The organism is Mycobacterium sp. (assembly GCF_036490025.1).
Taxonomy (GTDB): domain Bacteria; phylum Actinomycetota; class Actinomycetes; order Mycobacteriales; family Mycobacteriaceae; genus Mycobacterium.
Genome location: NZ_DASXEP010000181.1, coordinates 1 through 25,392 on the forward strand (window position 1 = coordinate 1; position 25,392 = coordinate 25,392).

At 65.8% G+C, this 25,392-nt stretch carries 23 protein-coding genes; 11 read left to right on the forward strand and 12 right to left on the reverse strand.

Annotated features, from left to right (window positions below; all coding sequences use genetic code 11):
- On the reverse strand, window positions 1–584 hold a 584-nt coding region (locus VGG53_RS21420; RefSeq protein WP_331520121.1), incomplete at its 3' end, for a phosphotransferase.
- Window positions 585–667: 83 nt separating this feature from the next.
- Between VGG53_RS21420 and VGG53_RS21425 the strand changes: the two genes are divergently transcribed.
- A complete protein-coding gene (locus VGG53_RS21425; RefSeq protein ID WP_331520122.1) occupies window positions 668–1,513 on the forward strand; it encodes an alpha/beta hydrolase in 846 nt (281 codons plus the stop codon).
- 38 nt (window positions 1,514–1,551) lie between these two features.
- Here the strand turns inward: VGG53_RS21425 and VGG53_RS21430 are convergent, their stop codons facing one another.
- A complete protein-coding gene (locus VGG53_RS21430) occupies window positions 1,552–2,115 on the reverse strand; it encodes a TetR/AcrR family transcriptional regulator (protein ID WP_414689026.1) in 564 nt (187 codons plus the stop codon).
- Between the two features lie 87 nt (window positions 2,116–2,202).
- Between VGG53_RS21430 and VGG53_RS21435 the strand changes: the two genes are divergently transcribed.
- The 3 genes from VGG53_RS21435 to VGG53_RS21445 are packed head-to-tail and all read left to right on the forward strand — an operon-like array spanning window position 2,203 to window position 5,178.
- The gene (locus tag VGG53_RS21435) at window positions 2,203–3,129 is read left to right on the forward strand and encodes a metal-dependent hydrolase (RefSeq protein ID WP_331520124.1); all 927 of its coding nucleotides are present in this window, start codon (window positions 2,203–2,205) and stop codon (window positions 3,127–3,129) included.
- Between the two features lie 5 nt (window positions 3,130–3,134).
- The gene (locus VGG53_RS21440; protein ID WP_331520125.1) at window positions 3,135–4,298 is read left to right on the forward strand and encodes a hypothetical protein; all 1,164 of its coding nucleotides are present in this window, start codon (window positions 3,135–3,137) and stop codon (window positions 4,296–4,298) included.
- A 16-nt stretch (window positions 4,299–4,314) separates the two neighbouring features.
- A complete protein-coding gene (locus tag VGG53_RS21445) occupies window positions 4,315–5,178 on the forward strand; it encodes an alpha/beta hydrolase (RefSeq protein WP_331520143.1) in 864 nt (287 codons plus the stop codon).
- A gap of 6 nt (window positions 5,179–5,184) precedes the next feature.
- Here the strand turns inward: VGG53_RS21445 and VGG53_RS21450 are convergent, their stop codons facing one another.
- On the reverse strand, window positions 5,185–5,874 hold the full coding sequence (locus tag VGG53_RS21450; RefSeq protein WP_331520126.1) for an alpha/beta hydrolase: 690 nt from the start codon (window positions 5,872–5,874) through the stop codon (window positions 5,185–5,187).
- Between the two features lie 38 nt (window positions 5,875–5,912).
- A complete protein-coding gene (locus tag VGG53_RS21455; protein WP_331520144.1) occupies window positions 5,913–7,988 on the reverse strand; it encodes an FUSC family protein in 2,076 nt (691 codons plus the stop codon).
- A gap of 158 nt (window positions 7,989–8,146) precedes the next feature.
- Between VGG53_RS21455 and galT the strand changes: the two genes are divergently transcribed.
- The 3 genes from galT to VGG53_RS21470 all read left to right on the forward strand — a co-directional run bounded on the left by galT (window position 8,147) and on the right by VGG53_RS21470 (window position 11,537).
- Entirely contained in the window at window positions 8,147–9,208 is a 1,062-nt protein-coding gene (galT, locus tag VGG53_RS21460; protein WP_331520127.1) for a galactose-1-phosphate uridylyltransferase, read from the forward strand.
- The gene (locus VGG53_RS21465; RefSeq protein WP_331520128.1) at window positions 9,205–10,290 is read left to right on the forward strand and encodes a galactokinase; all 1,086 of its coding nucleotides are present in this window, start codon (window positions 9,205–9,207) and stop codon (window positions 10,288–10,290) included. Before galT ends, VGG53_RS21465 begins: the two co-directional genes overlap by 4 nt.
- A gap of 80 nt (window positions 10,291–10,370) precedes the next feature.
- A complete protein-coding gene (locus tag VGG53_RS21470) occupies window positions 10,371–11,537 on the forward strand; it encodes an FAD-binding domain (RefSeq protein ID WP_331520129.1) in 1,167 nt (388 codons plus the stop codon).
- Here VGG53_RS21470 and VGG53_RS21475 read toward each other — a convergent pair whose 3' ends face one another.
- From VGG53_RS21475 to VGG53_RS21495, 5 genes are all read right to left on the reverse strand, one after another.
- Complete coding sequence (locus VGG53_RS21475) at window positions 11,538–12,023, reverse strand: hypothetical protein (RefSeq protein WP_331520130.1); 486 nt, start codon at window positions 12,021–12,023, stop codon at window positions 11,538–11,540.
- A gap of 4 nt (window positions 12,024–12,027) precedes the next feature.
- Window positions 12,028–12,651 carry an RES domain-containing protein gene (locus VGG53_RS21480; protein ID WP_331520131.1) on the reverse strand — a complete coding sequence of 208 codons (624 nt, stop codon included), beginning with the start codon at window positions 12,649–12,651 and terminating at the stop codon, window positions 12,028–12,030.
- A complete protein-coding gene (locus VGG53_RS21485) occupies window positions 12,644–13,159 on the reverse strand; it encodes a hypothetical protein (protein WP_331520132.1) in 516 nt (171 codons plus the stop codon). Before VGG53_RS21485 ends, VGG53_RS21480 begins: the two co-directional genes overlap by 8 nt.
- 50 nt (window positions 13,160–13,209) lie before the next feature.
- Window positions 13,210–14,550, reverse strand: a complete 1,341-nt coding sequence (locus VGG53_RS21490; protein ID WP_331520133.1) for a DEAD/DEAH box helicase — start codon at window positions 14,548–14,550, stop codon at window positions 13,210–13,212.
- Window positions 14,551–14,757: 207 nt separating this feature from the next.
- Entirely contained in the window at window positions 14,758–17,133 is a 2,376-nt protein-coding gene (locus VGG53_RS21495; RefSeq protein WP_331520134.1) for a lysylphosphatidylglycerol synthase transmembrane domain-containing protein, read from the reverse strand.
- A gap of 319 nt (window positions 17,134–17,452) precedes the next feature.
- Between VGG53_RS21495 and VGG53_RS21500 the strand changes: the two genes are divergently transcribed.
- Window positions 17,453–18,394, forward strand: coding sequence for a class I SAM-dependent methyltransferase (locus tag VGG53_RS21500; protein ID WP_331520135.1), 942 nt, complete (start codon window positions 17,453–17,455; stop codon window positions 18,392–18,394).
- Here VGG53_RS21500 and VGG53_RS21505 read toward each other — a convergent pair whose 3' ends face one another.
- From VGG53_RS21505 to VGG53_RS21515, 3 genes are read right to left on the reverse strand one after another with little or no spacing between them, the layout of a single operon-like run.
- A complete protein-coding gene (locus VGG53_RS21505; protein ID WP_331520136.1) occupies window positions 18,395–19,921 on the reverse strand; it encodes a DUF1254 domain-containing protein in 1,527 nt (508 codons plus the stop codon).
- Window positions 19,918–20,550 (reverse strand): RES domain-containing protein, encoded by a 633-nt coding sequence (locus tag VGG53_RS21510; RefSeq protein WP_331520137.1) that lies wholly within the window; start codon window positions 20,548–20,550, stop codon window positions 19,918–19,920. The genes VGG53_RS21505 and VGG53_RS21510 overlap by 4 nt, the downstream gene beginning before the upstream one ends.
- A complete protein-coding gene (locus VGG53_RS21515; RefSeq protein WP_331520138.1) occupies window positions 20,547–21,074 on the reverse strand; it encodes a hypothetical protein in 528 nt (175 codons plus the stop codon). Before VGG53_RS21515 ends, VGG53_RS21510 begins: the two co-directional genes overlap by 4 nt.
- A 175-nt stretch (window positions 21,075–21,249) precedes the next feature.
- On the opposite strand from VGG53_RS21515, the gene VGG53_RS21520 reads away from it, so the two are divergent.
- From VGG53_RS21520 to VGG53_RS21530, 3 genes are all read left to right on the forward strand, one after another.
- Window positions 21,250–23,892 (forward strand): GH92 family glycosyl hydrolase, encoded by a 2,643-nt coding sequence (locus VGG53_RS21520; RefSeq protein WP_331520140.1) that lies wholly within the window; start codon window positions 21,250–21,252, stop codon window positions 23,890–23,892.
- Between the two features lie 283 nt (window positions 23,893–24,175).
- Window positions 24,176–25,048: an alpha/beta fold hydrolase gene (locus tag VGG53_RS21525; protein WP_331520141.1), complete on the forward strand. Its 873-nt coding sequence runs from the start codon at window positions 24,176–24,178 to the stop codon at window positions 25,046–25,048.
- Between the two features lie 64 nt (window positions 25,049–25,112).
- The coding region (locus VGG53_RS21530) for a DUF309 domain-containing protein (protein WP_331520142.1) at window positions 25,113–25,392 on the forward strand (280 nt) is incomplete at its 3' end.

Consider the following 25,392-nt stretch of genomic DNA (forward strand, 5'->3'; position numbering starts at 1 on the left):
ATCTGATTGTCGGTGCCCCAGGCCGCATACTCCTGCCACCACGCCAGCTCCGCGGAAATGCCTGTGCCCGTGGGTCGGTGGAGCCACGTCGCGTCCTCGACGGGAACGCGCTGCAAGGCGGCGAGTGTCTGCAGAAACGAATCGTGCGCGCGACGCTGAACCTGCGGTCGGGCGTCGTGTAACCAGCCTCGGGTCGCATAGGTGGTGTCCGACGGGGTGTGCCCGACGATGCGCGGCATCACCAGGAACTTGGAGCCGATCCATGATTCGTCGGGCTCGTTCAGGATCGGTGACGGTGTCGCGATCCCATGCCCGTGCAGCAGCTCCTGGGTGCGGGTCTGCGCGTCCAGGTCGTAGTCGGGGAAGATGCCGCCACCGGCCGGGGGAATCCGCAACACGTATTCGCTGGAGCGGCCCGCGACGTCGGCGGCGAACACCAGGCTTTCGCTCGACCAGCCGGCGGCCCGATTAGCATCCTTGAGCTCCGACAGCGCGGCGTCGCCGCCGAATCGGTGACTGAACCACGCCTGGAGCCGGGCCCGGGTGTCCGCTAGGTCGCGTTGAACGAGCGCGATTCCTGCCATGCCCACCAGATTTACATATGACCGGTCAGATGTAAATGACCAACAGTTTACGTCCAAGGCCATTGCTGTAATACGCTTTCGGGGTGACTTCGCCGCCGCCGCTCACCTTCGGAGCGATCGAGGACGCGTCGCTGCCGCTGGCCGTGCTCGCCCACGGCTTTCCGGACACCCCGTTCACCTGGCGTCACCTCGGCCCTGATCTGGCGGGGCAGGGCTACCGGGTGGTCGCGCCGTGGTTACCCGGATACGACGCCCCGACCGACCGGCCGATCAGCGTCGGAACCTACGTTCGCCACCTGCTCGACGTCCGTGGTCGCTACGACGCGGACCACCGCGCGATCCTCGTCGGTCACGACTGGGGCGCGCAGGCCGGATACGGCGCCGTGGTCACCCAACCCGAGGCGTTCAGACGCTTTGTCGCACTTGCTGTTCCGCCGGTCGCCGCGCTCGCCACGGGACTGTTCAGCTATCCCCAACTCAAGCGGTCGTTCTACATCTGGTTCATCCAGCAGGTCGGCATGGCCGAGTCGGTATTGCTGGGGCCGGGGTTCTGGGAGTCGCTATGGGCGGACTGGTCGCCGGGTTATGACGCCGCCGACGACATCGCCGAACTGCGTCGCTATCTGACCGCGGACAATATCGCGAATGTCATTGCGCCATACCGTGCCTCGTTCAACCCGCAGTTCGCCGACCCGAACGCCGAGACCGAGGCGGCCGCCACCATGCAGCCGTCGCCGGTGCCGACGCTGTATCTACACGGCGCCAACGACGGCGCGATCGGCGCCGATCTGCTCGGGGACCTCAGCCCGCACCTGCCGGCTGACGGCTCGGTCGCCGAAATCGTCGACGGTGTCGGTCATTTCCTGCATCTCGAGAAGCCGGCGCTCATCGCCGCGAAGATCAACGACTGGCTGACGGCGGCACGCTGATATCGCATGCGACATCTTTTCGCAACCGCATGTCATGGTCAGAGAGCGGTGTAGGAGTGACGGCTGTGACTCGACCTCACGCCGGCCGCATGGCGTAGCTCGGCTAGGAACCGGTCCGGGGTGTCGTCGCTGATCACATAGTGGCACACCGCAATTCGCACGACCGCCGACGCTGCGATGTCGGGCTGCGAGCCGCCGATGATGCGCGCGATGCGGTCACGCATGATCGGCAGCACGCGTTTCATCTGTTGCAGCACGTGTTCGGGTTCGGTCTGGGCCAGTGAGCCCAGCGAATAGCTGCTCTGGAAGTCGACCACGAATCGCAATGCGGCATCGAGCCGGTCGGGCCCGCTGAGGCCGGCCATCGCGGTGGCGATGCCGGCGTCGAAGTTGTCCTGCTCGTAGAGACCGAACGCGTCGAGCAGCCCGTCCTTGGAGCCGAAGTAGCGATACAGCGTGGGGCGAGACACCTTGGCCTCGGCGGCTACGTCGGACAGCTGCAACCGCCGGCGGCCATCACGCGCCAGCACGACGAAGGTGGCGGCGAGGATCCGTCGTCGAGTGGAGTGCTCGGCGTCGACAGCATGCGCGGCAGCCACCATCGAGTCCTTTACATCTAAGGGGCCAAATGTCACACTGAGCCTACCGCTGGCGGTGGTGTCGGGGCTAGCTATTGAAAGGTAGCGACGGTGACCAACCTCGTGATCCGCAAGATCCCGTGGGAGTTCGACGCGACCGTGCCGTTCATGTGGCAGCCTGCCAACCCGAACTTCGGCCTGTTCTGCAACGCGTTCACCTTCATCGCCGTCCCGTTCGAGCGCTACATCGTCAACGTGGTCCGCAAGGCTCAGGACAAGCTGCAGGAAGATCCGGACGTCGCCGCCGAGGCCGAGGCGTTCCTGCGGCAGGAGGCGCAACACGCGTCCGCGCACCGCAAGCACATGATTGCGCTGGTGCAGCGCTACCCCGAACTCGAGCAGTGCTACGAGGACGCCTGCCGGGCGTACGACAAGCTGCTCGAGGAGCAGCCGATCGAATTCCACGCCGCCTACATCGCCAACCTGGAGGCGACGTTCACCCCGCTGTTCAAAGTCATTCTGGACAACCGTGATTCGTTGTTCGGTGCGGGGGATCAGCGTGTCGCCTCGCTGATGATGTGGCACTTCGTCGAAGAGATCGAACACCGCAGCTCGGGACTGATCCTGTATCGGCACATCAGTCCTGACCCGTGGTACCGAACCAAACACATCCGCGACACCTTCAGCCACGTCGGCACGGTATCCGAGTCGATAGCAAAGGTTTTCGACGAGGTCGTCCCGTTCGAGGACCGCGGCGCCTCGGCGCAGGAACTACTGTCGATCTCGCTGCTGTTCGGCGAGTTGACGTATCGCGGGCCCGGCGGCCGTCGTCGACGTGCACGCCGCACGGGTCCGCCGACCCTGTTCAACGATGTCCCGACCCGCCAGCTGCTCGCGATGGTATGGCGGCTGTTGTTGTCGCAGACGCCGCAGCACGATCCGGCCGACCAGCCGCTGCCGGAATGGGCGGACACTTGGATGCGAGAATATGAGCGGGGCAGTGATATGACGAGGTTCTTCCCGAAGGCAGAGAGGTAATCGATTTGCTGTCAACGAACTACGGCGCCTTGGTGCCCGAGGATGAGCTGCTCACCCATCAGATCGTTGACACATTCGCCACAGTCAGCCAGTCGGACCCCTCGTGGACCGAGAAGATCTGGACGATCGCCCACGCACGGGACAACTCGCTGCAGGTTGTCCTTGGTATCGGCAAGTACACCAACCGCGGCGTGTTCGACGGCGCCGCCGGAGTGTGTCGCGGCACCGAACAGTGGACGGTGCGCGGGGGGCGGCGGTTGTCGTCGGCGTCGGCGAGCACCGAGGTCGGGCCGATTCACTATCAGGTCGTCGAGCCGCTGCGCGCCATCCGGGTGAGCCTAGACCCGAATGAGCACGCGCCGATCGCGTTCGATGTGTTGCTGCGGGGAAGTTTCGACGCGTCGCTGGAAGACCCCTGGCCCGATCGCAGCCCGGACGGATACCGGGTGACCCACAACATCCTGCGCTACCATCAGATCGGGGTGGCGTCTGGTTGGGTCGAGGTCGAAGGCGGCCGCGTCGAAATCGGCGCCGACGACTGGATTTCGATCCGCGATCACTCCTGGGGCCTACGGCCGGGCATCGGCAAACCGATACCAGGACTGCCGCGCGGTAGCCGCAAGATCAAGCAGATGTTCATGACCTGGCTGCCGATGACGCTGACTCGTCCGGACGGATCGGCCTATTCGCTGTTCGTGATGTATCAGGAGGAGCGCGGCGACGGCTTCACCGAAATACGTTGCCAGGCTGAGCAACAGCACCCCGACGGTACCTCGCACCGGTTCCCGTCGGTCGAACAGGACATGCACTTCGAGGACGGCAACCGGCGGTTCACCCACGGTGCGATCACCCTGATCGACACCGACGGATCGAAACGCCCGCTGACGATCACCGCCGCCGGCCCCACCGGCTTTCACCTCGGGACCGCGGGCTACTACGGATGGAACGACTGGGTGTACGGCCAGTGGGTCGGCGACCTCAAGGTCGAGGGCAGCCACATCACCGGCTGCGACAAGCCGGAAAACGCCCGCGAGTTACACCAGTTGCGGGATCTGCTTGTGCGGGTGGATGATCCGGTCGGCGGCGGCGCCGGGCTCGGCAATGCCGAGACCTTTGCCATGGGCGCGTTCCCCGAGCGTGGACTGACCGCGGAGAACTCATTCTTATAAGAAGCGAACAGTGACCATCACCCCGGAAACTTTCACGATCCGAGGCGTTGGCGGCACCCGCATCGTCGCCGACCGACTCGGCGATCCCGCGCTGCCGGCCGTGGTGTTCCTGCACGGCGGCGGGCAGACGCGCCGCTCGTGGGGCAAAGCGGCCGGCGCGGTGGCCGAGCGCGGATGGCAAGCGGTCACCGTCGACTTCCGCGGCCACGGCGAGTCGGACTGGTCGGAGGACGGCGATTATCGGCTGGCCAGCTTCGCCGGCGACGTGCAGGAAGTACTGCGCCGGCTGCCCGCGCAACCCGTGCTGGTGGGTGCATCGCTGGGCGGCTTCACGACAATGCTTCTCGCGGGCGAGATTTCGCCCGGTATTGCTCGCGCGGTCGTCCTGGTGGACATCGTGCCCAACATGGATCAATCCGGCGCGAACCGGATCCACACATTCATGGCTGACCGGATGAAAACCGGGTTCACGTCACTCGATGAAGTCGCTGACATGATCGCCGAATACAACCCACACCGGCCGCGGCCGACCGACCTCAACGGCTTGCGCACCAATCTGCGCCGCCGCGGCGACCGCTGGTACTGGCACTGGGATCCGAAGTTCATCAGCGAGACCGCATCCCTTCCGCCCAGCGAGCTGACCGACGTCGACCGGATGAACGCCGCGGTGCAAGCGATCCTGGCCGGCGGCGTGCCGATGCTGCTGGTGCGCGGTCAAGTGAGCGACCTGGTCAGCCAGAATCGGGCCGATGAGTTTCTGGCCCGCTTCCCCGCCGTCGAGTTCGTCGACGTGCAAGGCGCCGGGCACATGGTCGCCGGCGATCGCAATGACCTGTTCGCTGATGCGGTACTGGATTTCCTTGCCCGGCAAGGGCGTTAGTCTTAGTCAGACGCTGCGGACTGCCTCAGTCAAGATGTCGATGACGGCCTGCGGTCGGGTGATCAACGGCGCGTGGTCACACGTGTCGGTGCGGGTGCGTGCCTGCATGCGTTCGGCCATGAACCGTTGGGTGGCCGGGTTGATCATGCGGTCTTCTTCCGCAATGAGATACCAGCTCAGCAGATCATTCCAACTCGGTCTTGGCGCGGCCTGCTGGATACACGCAGTCGCGATAGGTCGCTGCACGGCGGCGAGCAGCTGTTGTTCTTCGGCGGTTGCCTGTTGTGCGAACGCGGCTGCAAAAGCGCTCTCGGGCAACCAAATCCACCCGCCGTCATCGGGCTTGAGCTCTGGTGCCTGCGGATGCGGGGGATCGCGGTAAAACACATCGGCGACGGTTTCGCCCTCGTCGGGCGCCAAGGCGGCCACGTAGACCAATCCTTTGACGCGTGAGTGGCTCACTGCGCCAATAACGCCGCCGGCGTATGCGTGGCCGCTCAGGACGACTGGTCCCTCGGTCCGATCGATAGCTCGCTTGACGGCGTTCACATCGTCGTCAAGCGTGGTGAGCGGGATCGGGGCGGCGGTGACGTTGATCCCGGCTTGTTGTAGACCGGTGATGACGCGACTCCAGCTCGATCCGTCGGCCCACGCTCCGTGCACGAGGACGACGCTCGGTAGCAAACTGGGTGGCATAGCCCAAAATACTAGACATCCCGCTATGCTCCGCGCAATCAAGCCTCGGAGATCACATTGGACAGCAGTGCCGCGTTGTCGGCGCCGAGGTCGGTCGCGGCGTTGATCACGACGCGGTCGATTTGACGCAGTGCATGCAGGGCTGTCAGCAGCCGTCGACGGTCGGGCTCGAGCCAATGGTCGCTGTGCCGGCGGGCAAGTGACTCAGCGGCGTCGATCGAATCGGTGGAGGGGAAGACCGTTGCTCCCTGACTGAATTCGAGCGCCGTGATCAGCACGTCGATATTGCGGCGAATCTGCGTCGCGGTCGAGTTGATCGCATCGGCAACCTCCGGCGAGGTGTCGATGCGGGTTTCGCTGCTACGGACTAGGATTCGCGCATAGCGGTCGCAGGCGGTGAGCATCCGCAGCCCGTGCCGCATTGTTCGGCGTCCCGCCATGCCGGCGATCCCGGCGCTTAGCGGCCTGGCCGTGGTCCGGAACTGCTGCAGGTCGCGACCGAGCCGTCGCGCCGTTTCGGTCAAGCTCACCGCCGTCTCGCCGCCGAGCAGGGCGGCGACCGAATCCTGGACCAGGTCGGACAGCGTGAGGAAGAACGTGCGCGCGTCGTTCCGGATATGAGTTCGGGTATTGATCGGTAACACCAGCATCGCAGCCGCGATTCCGATGACCGCGCCGACGGCGGTCTCCTCGATCCGCAACAGCAGCAGGCTGAAGGTGAATTCGCCGAGCAGGCCGTACATCAACGCGAGCATGGTGCTGATCCAGAAGGTCATCAGGCTGTAAGTGACCTTCATGAAATAGAAAGCGCAGAACAGACATACGAAGATCATCGCCAGCGAGGCGACGGTGTTGCCGGATACCAGTGTGGCGACCAATACGCCACTGGGTACCCCGAGAACCGTGCCGAGCAGCCGCTGCCAGCCTTTGTCGAGAGTCTCGGCCCACGAATTGGTGCCGGCGAAGATGACGAACGCGGCGATCGCCGCCCAATACCAGTGGGACGGTGAAACTATCTCGCCGACGACGATGGCCAGTGCCGCGGCGACGGCAACCTGAATGGCTTGCCGGGTGGATTGCAGCATGCCCGACCGCAACTGCGGCTCGCGCGGTGCCGGGGCGTCTGGCTGCGCAATTGCGATGCGCTCGATCCGGGCACGAACTTCGGCGGTCGCTTTCGCAGTGTCGACGATCGCCAGGGCCAATCGGCGCGCCGCCAGCTCGTCGGGGCCTGAGGCTTTTTCGACCAGCCGTTGAGCCCGCTGCGCCGTCTGTCGCAGGCGGCTGCCATGCGGTATCCGGATTGCCCGCGACAGCATGGCAGCGGTGTCGGCCAGCTCGGTGCGGGTGGCGGCGGGAATGTCGGATTGGGCGGCCCGACTACCCGCCGTGGCGAGGCGTTCGACGGTGAGCTCGGCATCGAAGAGCCACATGGCGAGGTCCTCGCCGCTGACCCCCGGCCACAGCGCCCCAGGGTTCACCCGCTCTTCGATCTGGGCCTGGACCGTCAACGCGACCTGGTTGAGCCGGATGGCCCTGATCCTCAGCCGCCGCTGCGACCGTTCGTCGACACGGCGGGCTCGCACCAGATCGGCTGTGGTGTCGACGACGATCGCCATCCGCGCCCGCAGCGACCGGACGTTCTCGCGGAGAACGCTTTCCGGTCGATCCGGCATCAGGAAGGTGCTCCACAAAAAGCTGCTCAGGGTACCGATGACGGTGGCGCCGACCAGCCACGGCAGCTCGGAGAATTGCGCCCGCAGGTACAGCGAGAAAAAGTACGACATGAAGGTGACCATGCCCAGCGCCGTGCCGCGTGGGCCGAACCGGCGCACGTAAGCCGCGATGAACACCACCACGACGAACAGCACGTCGGCGATCACCGGGTGCGGCGTGACGAGGGCGGCGGCGGTGATGGCCAGCGCAGTGGGCACCGGCATCAGCGCCATCGTGACGCGCTGTCGGCGCGGATCCGGGTCGTTCACCGAACGCGCCGAGACCATCGTGATCAGCGCGCCGAGCAGCGCCACTGTCAGCGGCTGTCCGGTCGCCTTGGTCAGCAGGAACAGGACCAGCAGCGACGTCGCCAGCGCGCCGGTGGTGCGGGTGGCCATCCGCAGCCGCAGCAGCCCGGGATCGGATCCGATCGTCCAGTTACGCGCCCGCTCGTAGCGCGCGGTTGCGGCACCGAACACCCGTGGCCAGCCTCTCTTCTGCGGAAATGCGTGTCTGTTGTGACCTGACTCTGACACAGCGGCAAAGATGGGAGCCAATGAGCACGCGAACGACGCTGGCCGATGGCCGCGAGCTGTTGTTCTTCTCGCTGCCCGGCCACACCCCGGCCCCGGTCGCCGACCGCCGGCCGTTGCCGCCGTGGGAGCCGGGCCAGTCGCAGCTGCGGTTCGACCAGACCACCGGGCAGTGGGTGATCATCGCCGCGCGGCGGCAGGACCGCACCTACAAGCCGCCGCCCGACCAGTGCCCGCTGTGCCCGGGGCCGACCGGGATGACCAGCGAGGTGCCCGCACCCGACTACGACGTGGTCGTCTTCGAGAATCGGTTCCCGAGCCTGTCCGGTGCGGGGTCTGCCGCATCGGTGCCGGACGGCTTCGTGCCGGTGCCGGGCGTCGGGCGGTGCGAGGTGATCTGCTTCTCCAGCAACCACACCGGGTCATTCTGTGAGCTGTCGCAGCCGCACGCCCGGCTGGTGGTGGACGCGTGGCGGCACCGGACGGCGGATCTGATCGCGACGCCGGGTGTGCGGCAGGTGTTCTGCTTCGAGAATCGGGGCGAGGAGATCGGCGTCACGCTGTCGCATCCGCACGGCCAGATCTACGGCTACTCGTACCTGACGCCCCGGACCGCGGCCATGATGCACCAGGCGGGTAAGCACCGGGGCGGCAACCTGTTTGCCGACCTGCTGGCCAGTGAGGTCGCCGATGGCAGCCGCGTGATAGCGCGCACCGAACTGTTCACCGCGTTCGTACCGTTCGCGGCGCGCTGGCCGGTCGAGGTGCACATCTATCCGAACCGGTTCGTGCACAACCTTCTTGACCTTTCCGACGCGGAACTGGATGGGTTCGCGGCGATCTATCTCGATGTGCTGCGACGGTTCGACCGGATGTATTCGGCTCCACTGCCCTATATTTCGGCCCTCCATCAATACGCCGACACCGACGCTCTGCGGCAGGGTTACTTCCACGTCGAGCTGATGTCGATCCGGCGCAGCGCGGTCGCGTTGAAGTATCTGGCGGCATCGGAATCGGCGATGGATGCGTTCATCGGCGACGTGCTGCCCGAAGCCGTGGCGCACCGCCTGCGGGACCTCGCGTGAGGATCCGTTATTCCGCACCGGGGCGGATCAACCTGATCGGCGAGCACACCGACTACAACCTCGGCTGGGCATTGCCGATCGCGTTGCCGCGGCGCACCGTTGTGACGTTCGAGCCCTCGGACGCCGATGCGCTGACGGTGCGCAGCGACCGTATCGATGGCTCGGTGCGAATTCCGTTGACCACCAAGCCCGGTGAGGTGACGGGATGGGCGGCCTATGTGGCCGGCGTGGTGTGGGCGCTGCGGATGGCCGGGCACCCGGTGCCCGGCGGGGCGATGTCGATCACCAGCGAGGTCGAGATGGGCTCGGGCCTGTCGTCCTCGGCGGCGCTGGAGTGCGCGGCGCTGGGCGCCCTGGCCACCGGCCTGCATATCGACCGGCTGGATCAGGCGCGTCTTGCCCAGCGCGCGGAGAACGAGTATGTCGGCGCGCCAACGGGTTTGCTCGATCAACTGTCTTCGTTGTTCGGTGAGGAATCGACGGCGCTGCTGATCGACTTCCGGAAGCTGACCGTGTCACCGGTGAGCTTCGACCCGTCATCGTCGGGTGTGGTGCTGCTGCTGATCGATTCTCGGGAGCGGCACGGACATGTCGGCGGCGAGTATGCCGCGCGCCGGCTGTCATGTGAGCGGGCGGCCGCCGATGTTGGTGTGGTGTCGCTGCGGGAGATCCAGGATCGCGGAGTCTCGGTGCTGGACGGGGTCACCGATCCGGTGGACGCCCGCCGCGCCCGTCATGTGCTGACGGAGAATCAGCGGGTGTTCGATGTGGTTGCGGCGTTGGGTGATTCGGACTATCCCAAAGTGGGTCGGATTTTCACCGAGTCGCACGCCTCGATGCGCGACGACTTCGCCATCACCACTGCACACATCGATCTGATCGCCGAGACCGCGGTGGGCGCGGGTGCGCTGGGCGCCCGGATGACCGGCGGCGGATTCGGCGGCTGCGTGATCGCGTTGGTGCCGACCGACCGGACGCAGGCGGTTTGTGCGGCGGTGCGCTCAGCGGTGCACGCCGCGGATTACCAGGATCCGGTGATCACGCAGACCCATGCTGCTCAGGGTGCAGGAGCGGTGCGGTAGGCAGCAGCCGTCACAGCCGTAACATGCGATATCAAGTCGCATCAGGCACGTATCGGCACCTTGCTGGTAAGAACGGCGGTGTGAGGATCGCGATCAGCGGCGCCGGCGTGGCCGGTGTGGCGCTCGCCCACTGGTTGCACCGCACCGGCCACCACCCGACGGTGATCGAGCAGGCGCCAAAGTTCCGCACCGGCGGCTACGTGATCGACTTCTGGGGCGTCGGCTACCAAGTGGCCAAACGCATGGGCATCGAAGACCCGATCCGTGCCGCCGGGTACCAGGTTGAGGCGGTGCGCTCCGTCGGCTCCCGCGGCCAGGTCAAGGCCGACGTGCATGTCGATGTCTTCCGACGCATGTTCGGCGACGAGTTGATCAGCCTGCCCCGCGGCGACCTGGCCGCCACGATGTACAGCACCATTGAAGACAAGGTCGAAACGATCTTCGGCGACAGCATCGCCACCGTGGACGCGCACAGTGAGGGCGTCCGGCTGACCCTTGAGAACGGCGGGTCGCGCGATTTCGACCTGCTCGTCGGCGCGGACGGATTGCACTCGAACGTGCGCCGTCTGGTCTTTGGGCCAGACGAGGACTTCGAGCACTACCTGGGCTGCAAGGTCGCTGCGTGCACGGTCGACGGATACCGGCCCCGCGACGATCTGGTGTACGTCACCTACGGCAGTCCCGGTCGCCAGCTGGGGCGTTTCACGCTGCGCGGCGACCGCACCATGCTTTTGTTCATCTTCCGCGCCGAGCACGACAGCGCGGGCCTGGCACCAAAAGATCAGTTACGCAGCGAGTTCAGCGATATCGGCTGGGAAGCGTGGGATTTCCTGGCGGCGCTCGACGACGTCGACGATTTGTATTTCGACGTCGTGAGCCAAATCCGGATGGATGACTGGTCGCATGACCGCGTGCTGCTGATCGGCGACGCCGCCGGATGCATTTCATTGTTGGGTGGTGAGGGCACCGGACTGGCGATCACCGAGGCGTACGTGCTGGCCGGCGAACTCGCGCGCGCCGACGGCGACTACCGCCGCGCGTTCGATGCCTACCAGTCGCTCATGCGTCCCTTTATCAAAACCAAGCAAGCCGGTGCGCAACGCAACATTCCGTTCTTCGCCACCCGGACCCGGTTCGGCTTGTGGTTCCGCAACGTGGCAATGCGACTGGCCGACATTGTGCCATTGGCCACGCTGTTCGCCGGCTTCGCGCGCGATGACTTCACGCTGCCCGAGTACGGCATTTAGCTAGGTGGCCGGGGTGAACCGGATCGCCCCGAGGTTCAGCCGCTCGACGGCCTCGGCGAACTGGTCGCGGGTCGGCATTTGGTGGTTGCGGAAACCGATGCCCATCACCCGCTCCGCGCGCTTGACGCCGTAGGACTCGGCGCAGCGCGCCAAGAGGTCAGCGACGTGCGCGGTGTCCGTGATGAGCTCGCCGCGCATCGTGTTCGTCTTGCCGTCGTGCAGCACCTGCGCCGGTGCGCCGTCGCGGAAGTTGGCCTTCCAGGTCGCGCCGGTCAGGGCGTAGAGGATGCCGTCGATCAGATGGGCGGTCAACACAAGCGAATACGGTCGTCCGCTCTTGCGACCTTTGAAGTCGACGGCCATGAACTGGTTGCGCGCCGCGCCTGCGAATGGGGTGCGCAGCAGCAACGTAAAGATCGGGTTGATCAGGCGCAGAAGTGTCTGGGGTGGATGCGAGGCGGTAACCGCGTGCGAATCTTCCGTCATGGCTTCACGATAGCTGCCAGCCGACAGTAAAGCTGTGCCGCAGGACCAGATTGGTGAGCACATCGGTGCGCTGGGCGAGCGGCCACGACTCGTAGCTGAACGGCTCGAGAGCGAAGAAGGCGTAGTTGACCGAGGTCTCCGGCGTGGTGCGCGGCCGGTAGACCAGCGCGTCCAGGATGTCGGGCTCGGGCCACCACCGCTTCACGGCGTCGGCCAGCCGATGGCAGGTGTCCCACACGTCGGCATGTTGTCCGGTGTTGATCTGGTCGTCGACGCCGAGGATGTCGAGGTTGGCCTCAGTGCGCAGGTCGAGAACGCGTAAATGGCGCGCGGCGACCAGCCGCACCAGCTGGTGATCAGCGTGATCGGCGGGAATCATCAGCCCGGTGGGTCGATAACGCTCCCGGAAGGCGCCGACGAGAGTGCTTGCGGCATAATGTGTTCGGAATGCCCCGGATTCGGGGTCGAAACGGTAGCGGGCGGTCGGAAAGCCGGTCCAGGTCCACTCCGACGGTGGCGCCGCCTCGACCCGCCACAGCTCGGTGCCGGCGTCGACGCGCCGACGGCGCAGGCCGACGGGTCGGGCGTCGGGCAGCGGCCTCTGGTAGCCGGCGGGAAGGTCAGGCACCGATGGCGGCGAGCATCCGCCACGCGGTGTCGGCGGTCTTCGGGCGGCGCAGCGCCTCGGCGATCGACGAGCCGCCCAGCTCGTCGTGGGTCAGGCGCATGATCCGGTCGGCGGCCAGCGGGTCGGAGGTGAACTCGGTCAGCAGTTCGAGGATGCGCGGTAGATCCGGCCGCACTCGGTCGGCGTCGAATTGCCAAGCAGGAAAGTATGTTTGGTTGCCGACCGCTGACCCCAGCAGCTTGCCCCGGCTGCGAAGCCGGTGTACCGCCTGCGGTGAATGCAGCGCGAGCCGCTGCTGCACCTTCGGTGTCGGCAGTGCGCCCTCGACGAATTCGCGCACCAACGCGCTACGGCGTTCGTCGTTCAGGCTCTGCGCTGCGACTCGCTCCAGCGTTCCCTGCGGCGTGGTCGGCGCCCCCAGGATGGCGTCGAGCACCTCGGCGAATCCGGGTTCCGTGCGGGCGCGTTCGGCGACCTGGCGAACCAACGGGGCAACAGCAGTGGACATGACTCCAGGCTACCAGCAGGCCCTGTCGATTGAAACAATCGAAACAGAGCCTAGGACGTGTGGCGTGATGCCCCGCTGCGGGCGCCGGCGCGATGTCCGTGCCCACCTGTGCGCTGGCCGCTGCGGGCCGCTCTGGCGTGCTCGCCACCGCGGTTAGGACGGCGTCGCGGCTGCGAGCGCTGGGCGGGCTGGGCAGTCACGGGTCTGGCGGTCGGAGCCTGGTAGGGCGCGACTTCGCCGACCAGTTGCACGACGGGTTCGGACTGCGCGGTGACCTGCTGCGGGCGCACGGCGATACCGGCCCGGCGCATCAGGTCCGAGGTGTCTCTGCGCTGTTCGGGAAGCACGACGGTGACGACGTCGCCGCTGTTGCCGGCTCGTGCGGTACGCCCGGAGCGGTGCAGGTACGCCTTGTGTTCGGCGGGCGGGTCGACGTGCACCACCAGCTGCACCTCGTCGACGTGCACGCCGCGGGCGGCGATGTCGGTGGCCACCAACACGCGGGCGGCTCCGGACGTGAACGCTGCCAGATTGCGGTCGCGGGCCGGCTGAGAGAGGTTGCCGTGCAAGTCAACTGAGGGCACGCCGGCTTCGGTGAGCTGGCGGGCGAGCTTTCGGGCCTGGTGTTTGGTGCGCATGAACAGGATTCGTCGACCGGTGCCAGAAGCCAACCGGTGCACCAACTCCGTTTTGGCAGCGGCGCCGGTGACGTGGAAGACATGGTGGGTCATCTCCGCGACCGGCGAGTTGACCTCGTCGACGGAGTGCATGACGTGGTTGCGCAGGAACCGTTTGACGAGCTTGTCGACGCCGTTGTCCAGAGTGGCGGAGAACAGCAGTCGCTGACCGCTGGCCGGTGTTGCAGCCAGGATGCGGGTGACGCCGGGCAAGAAACCGAGGTCGGCCATGTGGTCGGCCTCGTCGAGCACCGTGATGTCCACGGCGTCGAGGCTGATCAACCGCTGGCGCATCAGATCTTCCAGCCGGCCCGGGCAGGCGACGACGATGTCGACGCCGCCCTTGAGCGCGGCCACCTGACGGGTCTGTGACACCCCGCCGAAGATCGTGGTGACTTGCAGGCCGTAGCTGGCGGCCAGCGGCTCCAAGGCTGCGGAGATTTGGGTCGCCAGCTCGCGGGTGGGTGCCAGCACCAAGCCGGTCGGACGGGCGGGCCGTCGCTTGGCCGACTCGAGGCGGACTACCAACGGAATTGAGAAGGCCAGCGTCTTACCGCTGCCGGTCTTGCCGCGGCCGAGCACGTCGCGGCCGGCCAGCGTTTCGGGCAGGGTCTTGACCTGGATCGGGAAGGGCTCGGTGATCCCGCGCGCAGACAGGTTGCTGATCAGCCGTGCGGGCACGCCGAGGTCAGCGAAAGAATTAGTGGAAGTCATTGTGGTGTGGTGCCTTTCAGGCATCAGGAAGTGCTTGGGGTGGCGAGATTGCCGGTGGGCAAAATCGATCGCCGCGAAAAAGCTTGGATTCGAATGTCGGAGCAATCCACGACGTGTCGGCCAGGAAGCCAACGTTATTCGTCAGCTTAGCCTACGAACAGGACTTTCTACTCATCGAGGACACAGTGTGAGCAACGACACCAGCCGCTAGATCATGTCGTTGCGGGTCAGCCACCGCATCACCGGCCAGCCGACGAACACCGGCAACCAGCAGGTCAGCACCCGATACAGCAGCACCGACGGCACGCTGACGGCCGCGGGCACGCCGAACGCGGCTAACCCACCGATCAGCGCGGCTTCGACGGCGCCGACGCCGCCGGGAGTGGGAGCGGCCGAGGCGAGCGTGCCGCCGACCATCGTGACCACGGTGACGGTGACGAACGTCGTGTGACCGCCGAACGCCTCGACGCTGGTCCACAACGCCAGCGCCGCGCCGAGCGTCGTTCCGGTGCATCCCAGGATGATCAAGCCCATCCGCTTGGGTTCGCGCGCCACCTCGATGATGTCGGTGCTGATCTCCTTGAGTTTCGGAGTCACCGCCGTCGACAGCCACCGTCGCAGGTTCGGCACCAATAAGAAGACGCCGACGATGCCCAGGGCCGCACCCGCGATCAGGTACAGCATGGTCGACCCCGGAACAAAGTGGGACAGGTCGGTTCCCGCGCCGGCAGCGGTGCTGAAAAAGATCAGCAACAAGACGTGCATGATCACCTGCATCGACTGCTGCAACGCGACCGCCGTGGTGGCTCGTGTCGTGCTGAGCCCGCTCTTCTGCAGGATCCGGGTGCTCAGCGCCAGGCCGCCGACGCCGGCCGGGGTCGTCGTCGCGGCAAACGTGTTGGCCACCTGTGCGATCGACAGCCGCCAGAAGTTCACCGACTCGTCGGCGCTCGCCCACAACGCCGCCGCGGCCCCGACATACGTCGACGCCGAAATCACCAGACCTAGCAGTGCCCACCACCAATTGGCTTTGCCCAGCGCGTTGAAGAACGTCGGCACCGTGCTGATGAAGGGATACGCGACGTACACCAGCGCGACGAGCAGTAGAAGTTGGATGAGTTGGCTACGGCTGAACCGGGTGACGGCTTCGGGTTGAATTTTCTCGGTGCCGGTTTGGCGCATCACCGCCGCGCGGCTGCGAGAGATGACCGCTTTGGCGTCGTTCACCGAGTCCCGGATATGTTTCGGCACAGCGGTTTTGGTGAGTCGGCGCGATGCCCTCAGCACGGCGTCTTTGCCGAGCACGTCGATCGCTGCGCTCACCGCGTCGTCCGCGCCGTAGAGCGCCGACGTCGTCACCAGCAATTGGGCGATGTCGGACTGAAGTTGGTTGTCGGTTGCGCCGTATTCCGCGCTGCCGAACCCGCCGAAGAACACGGCACCGTTGCTGACGGTGATTTCTTTCTCCCGTAGATCGCCGTGCGAGATCTGGTGGTCCTGTAACTTGCGCAGCGATTCCCACACCTCGGCTACCGGTGTCGACGTGTGACATTTCTTCAGCGGCTCGCCGCGAATGCGCTTGTGCGCGTACAACGTCCAGCCTCGGTCGAGAATCCCGACGGCGATCGTCGCGGTGTTGGCGACGCCCAACTCGCCGATGGCGATGGTCATCAGGGCGCGATGCTCGACGGCGCGACGCATCGAGGCCTGCAGGGGAGCAGTCTCGTTCTCGCGCAGCCGCAATATCCGCCACGCTTCCCGCAGGGCGCCGCCGCTGCGTTGATGCGGTCCGTACATCTCGACCACGGCGTTCTCAGCCGGGTCCTCGGTGACCGCCGACAGCACCAGCGGCCCGGAACCTGCGGGACGGACCACCTTCAGCCCGGTCACCACGAAGCCGCGTTTGGCCATCGTGCGCACCGCGTCATCCAGCGGAACCTCAAGCGCGGGGGTGCCGCTGACCAGGATCACCAGCGCGCCGACGAACCATCCGACCGCCAGGCCCAGCAGCGAGCGGGCCGGCACGATGGCGCTCACGACAAGGTGGATCGGGATGAACGCCAGCAGCAGCGTCCACCACCAATGCCGCCAGCGCGCCGGCAGCCACGGGCCGGACACGGTGAGCACCGCGGCGAGCATCCCGATCCAGCGTGGGTCGTCGAGGAATTGGGACAGCACAGTGCGCAACCGGTCGGACAGGTCGAAATGCCACTGCGGCGCGGCGAGGCCCGTACCGGTGATCGACAACGCGAGAACGGAGAGCACCGCGGCCGCCGCGTACGGGATAAGCAGTCGCCATTGCCGGGCGAGGATCAAGCCGATCAGGATCATGAACGGCAACGCCAGGACCACGAGGCCGTACACCAGGTAGACCACGTCGGACTGGGTCGCCGTCAGCACCCCGACGATGCGGGAGATGGATTTCTCCAGCTCGTCCCACCGGGTGCGGGTGACGACCGAACTGGTGATCACGATCGCCAGCAACGCCGCGGACAGCAGAACCCGCAGGATGTCGTTGGTGCGCCGAGTCAAGGGTTGCAGCAAGTTACCGGTAACGGTGACTTCGCGCCCGTCGACGTGCATCTTTCCAACGATCCTTCGGATCGGCTCCGGCCCGCGGCTATCAGCGGCTCGCGGACAACATAACCGGAGACCTGCGTCGCGAGCCGGATTGCCTTGCCCTTATTGCTGACCACGCGCTGCGGTGAGTCACAGCAGTCACGTGTGCACCAGGGACCGACCATGATGTGTGGTTCGAGAACGTGACCATATGCGATATCACTTTTGGAAAGGCGCTAAATCCTTCCCCGTCGTGACTGCTGAGGCCACTGAGGCGGCACACAGCTGGTACCTAGCCGGCTCACGTACGGTCGAAAGGTGTGCTGCCGGAAAGGGGATGAGCGTGGCGAGGACTGACAACGACTCCTGGGAGATAACGGAAAGTGTGGGGGCGACGGCGCTGGGTGTGGCATCGGCGCGAGCCGCAGAGACCGAGAGCAACGATCCGCTGATTCACGATCCGTTCGCGCGGGTGTTCCTTGACGCCGCGGGCGAAGGCGTGTGGAACTGGCATTCTGCTCCGCAGCTGCCGCCCGAGGTCGTCGAAGCCGAACCCGAGTTGCCGCTGCAGATGGAGGCGATGGTCGGCTACATGGCCTCGCGGACGAAGTTTTTCGACACGTTCTTCCTCGATGCGGCCAATGCCGGCATCCGGCAAGCGGTGATCCTGGCGGCGGGCCTCGACGCGCGGTCCTGGCGGTTGCCGTGGCCGGCCGGGGTGACGATCTACGAGCTGGACCAGGACCGGGTGCTGGACTTCAAACTGTCGACGCTGACCGAGCATGGCGCCCAGCCCGCCAGCCATCGGATCGCGGTCCCGGTGGATCTGCGTCGTGACTGGCCGAAGGCTTTGCGGGAGGCCGGTTTTGACCCGTCAGAGCCCAGCGTGTGGTCGGCCGAAGGGCTGATGCCGTATCTGCCGGCCGCCGCGCAGGAGTTGCTGTTCGAGCGCATTCAGGAACTCACCGCCCCCGGCAGCCGGGTTGCGGTGGAGGCGTTGGGCCCGTCGTTCCTGGACGAGGAGTTGCGTGCCAAGCGCCGCGCGCGGATGGACCGAGTGCGCGAGATCATGGCGAAAGTTGACCCGCAGCGCGACATTCCGCGGACCGATGAGCTGTGGTACTTCGAAGAGCGTGAACCGGTCGGCGAATGGTTCGGCCGGCACGGCTGGGACGTGACGGTGACGCCGGCCGACGAGCTGATGGCCGGCTACGGCCGCAGCGTCGCCAACGCGGTAAAAGACTTGGTGCCGGGGAACCAGTTCGTCTTCGCGCGGCGGACGTAGCTACGGGACTGCCTTGACCGGTGGGATGTGCCACGTCCCATCCAGAATCGACGGCTTGGCGCTGGTGGGCCAATACAGCCGCAGCATCAGCGTGAACCGGTCCTTCGGCGCCGGCAGCCAATTGGATTCCTTGTCCGGTCCGGGGGAGTCGACCTGGATGTAGAGGTCGGTCGAACCGTCGGGATTGGCCGCCAGCTTGTCGCGCGGGCTCAGCGTGTACCGGTTCAGCGGATTGTCGACGAAGAAGTAGTCGCCGTTGTACATGGTGAGCGACCAGAACCCGCGCGCCGGCGGCAGCTGGCCCTTGTCGAAATGCATGGTGTATTTCGTTGCACCGCTGTACTTTTGGGCGAGATCCGGGCCTTCTGAGGTCGGGTACACGGCGTCCTCGGGCAGGTTGGCACCCACGCCGACCGCGGTGACGAAGGCTCGCTGCCGGTAGTTGGTCCCGTAGGCTCCTGCCTTGACGGTGTAGGCCCAGCCGTTCTTGAAGACGAAATCGCCGGCCACCACTCCGTCTTCGCGCCAGCCACTGATGTTGCCCTGACCGAGTTTTGGCGCCATCGCCAGACCGGCGTTCGCTGCGGCCGGCAGTTTGGTGGGATCGAAGTCGTGCCCGGGGACGATGCCGATCCGGGTGAGCTTGGCCACCATCGGCGCATCCTCGGGCGCTGGGGGGTTGGTCTTGAGCAGGCGGGCGAACAACGCGAAATACTCCGGCGCACCAAGGGCATTCACCTGTGCGCGTACCGACGTCTTCGTGTCGACGGACGCGTTGATCTGAGCGAGCGGCGGCAGGTAGGGCTTGCCGAATGACGACAGGGGCGCCGCGTTGATCTGGTCCTGCAGCTTGTGCACCGCGTCGTAATCCTCTGGCGTGCCCGAGCAATAGATGCGGCCCAGCAGCCACACCAAGGCCGTCGGCGACTTGTACTCCATCACCTCGGGCGGCAGCGCGCCGTGCCAGCCGGGTCCGGTGATCGCGAACGTCCGCGGTTTGCCGCCGCCGTTGCGGGTGCCCGGCGACGCGAAGACGTTGGTCCAGGCGTCCAGCATCGGCAGCAGATAGTAGCGGTCGCCCATGTCCGGGACGGTGATGATCCACGGCTCCTTGGACACGTCGAACCAGGCCTGCGTGTACAGCGTGTCGGCGTTGGGAGCGGTCGCTGCGTGGAACGCGGCGTTGGGATACTCGCGCATGCGGGCGAACTGCCCCATCGGGGCTTTGGTGTCTTCTGCCGCGGGCACATTGGTGAAACCGCGACGGGTGTATTCCATCGTGACGAGCGGATAGGCGTAGGCGTAAGCCTCGGTCGCGATGTCGGTTGCTTCGGACTGCGACAAGCCAGGCGCCGCGGTCGTTTTCACCGGCGCGGCGGGGTGATCGTTGCCGCCGCAGGACGTGATCATCATCAAGACGGCCAGCATCATGCCCACGCGCTTGAGGCTCAATCGCATCTCGGGATACTCCCATGCCATCCCGTGCGGCGCGCGCCCGCCGGTATCTGATTGTCCGGCCCGGCTCATCCTGGCGAATGCACGATCCGTATCTGTCGGCGGGTGGGCCGGCGGGCGACCCTGATGCCTTCGTGGGTGCATGCTTGAACGCCGTCAACCGGATGGGGGTCGGTGGTCCAACCTTGTTGACCCGCAGCGTCAAACAACGCCACCGCGTTGGACGGGTCTCCGGTGCTGAAGCGGGTTTGGTAGCGAATGCCTGAATGCTTGCCGCCGGCAAAAAAGGCCGCCGCCCACGCTTGCGGAATGGCATACGACGGGCACGTCCCGATTTCGCGGGTCATAGCGAATTTCGCCGCATCCCGCGAGCAAGTGTTCGCGAGCCAGCGCGCCGACGAAATCTGCACCTTCGACATTTCGGTTTTAGCCGCCGCATCGAAAGTGACCACCTGTTTGCGGACCAGAGCATGACCGAATCGTTCCCGTAGCGCGGTGGCGACATCCGTTGCCAGATAACACGTCCCATTCGGTTGGATCAGATCGAAACGACCCGACAAGTCGGAGGAGAACCACCACGGTGACCTGCCGGCAGTGTGCGCTCGGTACAACGGCTTGCTGGGTAAAAGCCGTGATCGGGGGAAACCTGATAGGTCGGCCGGGGGTTTGCCCAGTGCTCGACGCTGCCGGGAATTGCTCACGCGGCCCAGCCGGATGCCACCTGACGTGCCATCGCGATGACTCGTTCGGGGGCATGGCCGTTACGCAGCCAGTCACTGGGAGGATCGCCTTCGAAATCTTCGCTTGGCGCCCGCATCCACAGCGCGATCATCCATGTGTCGTCGGTGCCCTCCGCCAGTGTGGCGAGCACTTCGGTCAACGACGGGATGGTCGCGCCGTTGTCGAGGAATTGCCATGTCGGGTAGACGACGCCGCCATCGTCGAGCGGGCACGCCAGTATTGCGTGTCGCGCCGCTCTCTGGTGCAGTGCCTGACGTGAGATTCCCAGCCATCGGCTGAGGCCCGATGTGTCGTAGAACGGGCCCGATATCTCGTCGAAGACATGACCCAACGGGAGCGCCGCCACCATCGCGTCTGCGATGTCCTCCGGATCTCCGAACTCCTCGGGACGGAGCTGCGCTTCGCGCGCCTTGCGGAGTCGGTCGTGGACCTTCTGGCCGACCGATCGCATGATCTCCTGCTCGAATGAGGCAAGGTCCGTCATCGTCGCTTCCCTTCGGTCTGTTCGACGCCATCATCACAAGTAACCAAATGGACGTCAACGTCGTCAAGGATACAGCGTCAAGGGCGTCAACTATCTGGGGACGGTTCGTAGTTCCAGCGCCGCCGCACCGGCTTGTCTCCCACACGAAGCGCCCGCGAAGGAGCAAAATTCGGCTATGCGGTCACGTCGGGGTGCCGTTGCGCTTATCGCGGCAGCTCTGCTGGTCGGCGCCATGCTGGCCAGTGCTACGCCCACGTCGTACGAACCGCCGCCACTGGTCGCCAACCCGGTCGAGCACGTCGACACCCTGATCGGCACCGGCAACGGCGGCAAGACAGTGGGGGAGATCAACAACTTCCCCGGCCCCTCGGTCCCGTTCGGCATGGTGCAGTACTCGCCGGACACCGTCGACAACTACGCGGGCTACGCCCACGCCAACAGCCGCGCGACCGGGTTCAGCATGACGCACGCCTCGGTGGGTTGCCCGGCGTTCGGCGACATCTCGATGCTTCCGACCACCAGCCCGGTCGGCTCGAGCCCCTGGGACGCCTCCGAAGAGATCGCGCACGACAGCCACGAGGTCGGCGTGCCCGGCTACTACACGGTGCGGTTCCCGTCGACCGGCGTGACGGCGGAACTCAGCGCCACCAACCGCACCGGCGTGGGCCGTTTCCGCTATCCGCGCGGTCGTCCGGCGCGGTTCATCGTCCGGCCCGGCGGATCGTTAGGGGGCACCTCGGCGGCGAACATCCAGATCGGCGACGACAACACCACGATCACCGGATCGGCGACCAGCGGCGGCTTCTGCGGCAAGGACAACGTTTACACGGTGTACTTCGTGATGAAGTTCAGCAAGCCGTTCACGTCCTTCGGCACCTGGGACGGCTCCTCGGTTTCCCCCGAGGGCCGCAGCGCGTATTCGAGTTACCAGGGTTCCAGCGGGGGATACGTGGAGTTCCCGGCCGGCTCGCAGCTCGAGGTGCGCACGGCGCTGTCCTACGTGAACGTTGACGGAGCGCGAAAGAATCTGGACGAGGCGGCGCAGAGTTTCGACGATGTCCGCGCCGCGGCGTCGAACCAGTGGAATTCGGCGCTGTCGCGCATCAAGATTGCCGGCTACACCGAAGACGACATCGTCACCTTCTACACCGCGCTTTATCATTCGTTGTTGAACCCCAACACTTTCAACGACGCCGACGGGCGTTACATCGGTTTCGACCACGGTATCCACACCGTGGCGGCCGGGCACATGCAGTACGCGAACTACTCGGACTGGGATACCTACCGCGGGGTGGCGGCGCTGCAAGGTCTGGTGTTTCCGCGGGAGGCCAGCGACATGGCGCAGTCGTTGGTCAACGACGCCGAGCAGAGCGGGTCGTTTCCGCGGTGGGCGCTGGCCAATACCGCGACCGCGGAGATGACCGGCGACAGCGTGGTGCCGCTGATCGCGAACTTCTATGCGTTCGGCGCCAAGGACTTTGACGTTCACCGGGCATTGCACTTCATGCTCGACGCCGCGACCGAAGGCGGTGTCGGGCGCAACGGTTATGTGGAGCGCCCGGCGATCGCGACGTATCTGCGGCGCGGCTACCTGCCGTTGCCGACGACGTCGTGCCATGGTTCGTTTCCCGCGGCCTCGATCTCGCTGGAATGGTCGGTCGACGACTTCGCGATCTCCCAATTCGCTTCTGCACTAGGCAATTCCGACGCAGCCACCGACTTTCAGAACCGCGCGCAGTACTGGCAGAACCTGTTCAATCCCACCACCCATTCGATTTCGCCGCGCAATGCCCTCGGCTTCTTCCCGGAAGGTCCCGCGGTGGTGCCGCCCGGGAAGGACTGCTTCAGCCAGGTCGGATTCGACGAGGGCAACGCCGAGCAATACGTCTGGTATGTGCCGCAGAATATCGCCGGATTGGTGACCGCGCTGGGCGGCCGGCAGGCGGTGGCCGACCGGCTCGACAAATTCACCTCGAAGCTCAATGTCGGCCCCGAGGAGCCGTATCTGTGGGCAGGCAACGAGCCGAATTTCAGTGTGCCGTGGCTGTACAACTACATCGGCCAACCCTGGAAAACCCAGGAGTTGGTCGACCGGGTGCGCGGCACACTGTTCAGTCCCACCCCGGACGGTGAGCCGGGCAACGACGACCTGGGCGCGATGTCGGCCTGGTATGTGTGGGCCGCGCTCGGGCTCTATCCGAGCGTCCCGGGGACGTCGACGCTGACGGTGAACACGCCATTGCTCGACCGGGTCGAGATCGCCCTTCCCGCAGACAAATTCATCCGTATTTCCGCGCCGGGCGCATCCGGGCATCACCGCCTGAAATACATCAGCGGCCTGCACATCAATGGCCGGGGCACCGACAAGACCTATCTTCCGGAGTCGATGCTGGCGGCCGGCGGCGAGCTGGCGTTCTCGCTGTCGTCGAAGGCCAACAAGTCGTGGGGCACCGCAGTATCGTCGGCGCCGCCATCGTTTGGTGCGGGCAGTCTGGCTGTGACAGTGAATGTCTCGCCGGCCATCGTCGCGGTGGACGCCGGGACGACGACCGATGTGACCGTCAACGTGCAGCGGATGGTCGACGGTCCCGATGACTACAAGATCACTGCAAAGGCTTACGCCCCAGGGATTTCGGGGGTGCCGGTGTCCGGGAAGTTCGATGCCAAGGGGTCGGGTACCTCGACTGTCTCGATCAAGGTGGCTCAGTTGGTGCGCGACGGGTACTACCCGCTGGTGCTGACGACAAAGGCAGGCAAGGGCGACAGGACGTTCATGCTTCTGGTCGCGGTCGGGGAGGGCGAGGTGACGGGTGGTTGACCTGTTGGGCGCGGCCGGCCCCGGCGACTACGCACCGCGCTGGGACGGGTGAGTCGCCGACATCAATAGTCACAAGCAACACACTGGCATCCCTGGCACCGCGAATACAGGGTGGGTAGCGGGTCGTGGTGGTTTGGTGTCCTGCGAGGGTGTGTCGTTGTGGTGACGGACGCGTCGTGCGCGGTACTAGCCTGATCCTCCAGCACGGCACGGCGTCCGGCATTTTCTGTCACGATGGGTTTGGGCGGGGGCCTAAGCAGGACCAGAGGGGGAACCGGTTCACATGAACGAGTTGAAGTTCCTGGAGTTGCACGGCGATCGGGTGGCTTACCGCGACGACGGTGACGGGGACGTGCTGCTGCTGATCCACGGCATGGCCGGAAGTTCGGACACCTGGCGGTCGGTGATACCGCAGCTGTCGAAGAGGTTCCGGGTGATCGCGCCCGACCTGCTGGGTCACGGCGAGTCGGCCAAACCCCGCAGCGACTACTCGCTGGGCGCGTTCGCGGTGTTACTGCGCGATCTGCTCGACGAACTCGGCGTCAGCCAGGCCACCGTGGTCGGGCAATCGCTCGGCGGTGGTGTCGCCATGCAGTTCGTCTACCAACACCCCGATTACGTCAAGCGGTTGATCCTGATCAGCAGCGGCGGCCTGGGCCCCGATGTCGGGCTGGTGTTGCGGCTGCTGTCGGCGCCCGGCGCGGAGTTGGTGTTGCCGATTATTGCGCCCAAGCCGGTGCTGGCCGCCGGTAACAAGCTCAGGTCGTGGTTGAGGGCTGCCGGCATTCAGTCGCCGCGCGGTGCGGAATTGTGGAGCGCCTACTCGTCGCTGTCGGACCGGGCGACGCGGGATTCGTTCCTGCGGACGCTGCGATCCGTGGTCGACTACCGCGGGCAGGCGGTCAGCGCGTTGAACCGGCTGGGGCTGCGCCAAGACCTACCGATCATGGCGATCTGGGGCGATAGCGACAGCATCATTCCCGTCGACCACGCGTACGCCGCGCAGCAGGCGCGCACCGACAGCAGACTTGAGGTGCTGCCGGGCGTCGGTCACTTCCCGCAAGTCGAGGCACCCAACGAGGTGGTCGAGCTGATCGAGGACTTCATCGCGACCACCGCCAGCCGAGTTGTGCAGAGCCCGCAGCCCAGTTCGTAATCGGGCTTGGGCAGCGCGCGATGGTGAACGTCGATGACGTGACACCGGGGGGCATGATGGGAGCGTGGCCGAGCGAGATCGCGACCAATCGGGCCGACCCCAAAGTACCCGCCCGCGCGATTCTTTGGGCCGGCCGCTGCCCCACGGCAGTGCGGGCATCCCGCGGATTCCGGATGACCTCGAGCTGGCACCGGCCGAAACCCTGGCCTATGCCCAGGATCTGCTGGATCGCGGCCTGGCGTTCAGCGCGCACGAGGTCCTCGAGGCGGCCTGGAAGCACGGCCCCGACGACGAACGGATGCTGTGGCAAGGCCTGGCGCAGCTCGCAGTTGGCATCACCCACG

Coding starts and splice junctions, on each gene's coding strand:
- VGG53_RS21475 (WP_331520130.1), bottom strand. CDS start 12,023: ATGACGGAAGATTCGCACGCGGTTACCGCCTCGCATCCACCCCAGACA.
- VGG53_RS21450 (WP_331520126.1), bottom strand. CDS start 5,874: ATGCCACCCAGTTTGCTACCGAGCGTCGTCCTCGTGCACGGAGCGTGG.
- VGG53_RS21485 (WP_331520132.1), bottom strand. CDS start 13,159: ATGTCCACTGCTGTTGCCCCGTTGGTTCGCCAGGTCGCCGAACGCGCC.
- galT (WP_331520127.1), top strand. CDS start 8,147: ATGAGCACGCGAACGACGCTGGCCGATGGCCGCGAGCTGTTGTTCTTC.
- VGG53_RS21505 (WP_331520136.1), bottom strand. CDS start 19,921: ATGAGCCGGGCCGGACAATCAGATACCGGCGGGCGCGCGCCGCACGGG.
- VGG53_RS21455 (WP_331520144.1), bottom strand. CDS start 7,988: ATGGCCACCCGCACCACCGGCGCGCTGGCGACGTCGCTGCTGGTCCTG.
- VGG53_RS21525 (WP_331520141.1), top strand. CDS start 24,176: ATGAACGAGTTGAAGTTCCTGGAGTTGCACGGCGATCGGGTGGCTTAC.
- VGG53_RS21520 (WP_331520140.1), top strand. CDS start 21,250: ATGCGGTCACGTCGGGGTGCCGTTGCGCTTATCGCGGCAGCTCTGCTG.
- VGG53_RS21490 (WP_331520133.1), bottom strand. CDS start 14,550: ATGACTTCCACTAATTCTTTCGCTGACCTCGGCGTGCCCGCACGGCTG.
- VGG53_RS21495 (WP_331520134.1), bottom strand. CDS start 17,133: ATGCACGTCGACGGGCGCGAAGTCACCGTTACCGGTAACTTGCTGCAA.
- VGG53_RS21515 (WP_331520138.1), bottom strand. CDS start 21,074: ATGACGGACCTTGCCTCATTCGAGCAGGAGATCATGCGATCGGTCGGC.
- VGG53_RS21430 (WP_414689026.1), bottom strand. CDS start 2,115: ATGGTGGCTGCCGCGCATGCTGTCGACGCCGAGCACTCCACTCGACGA.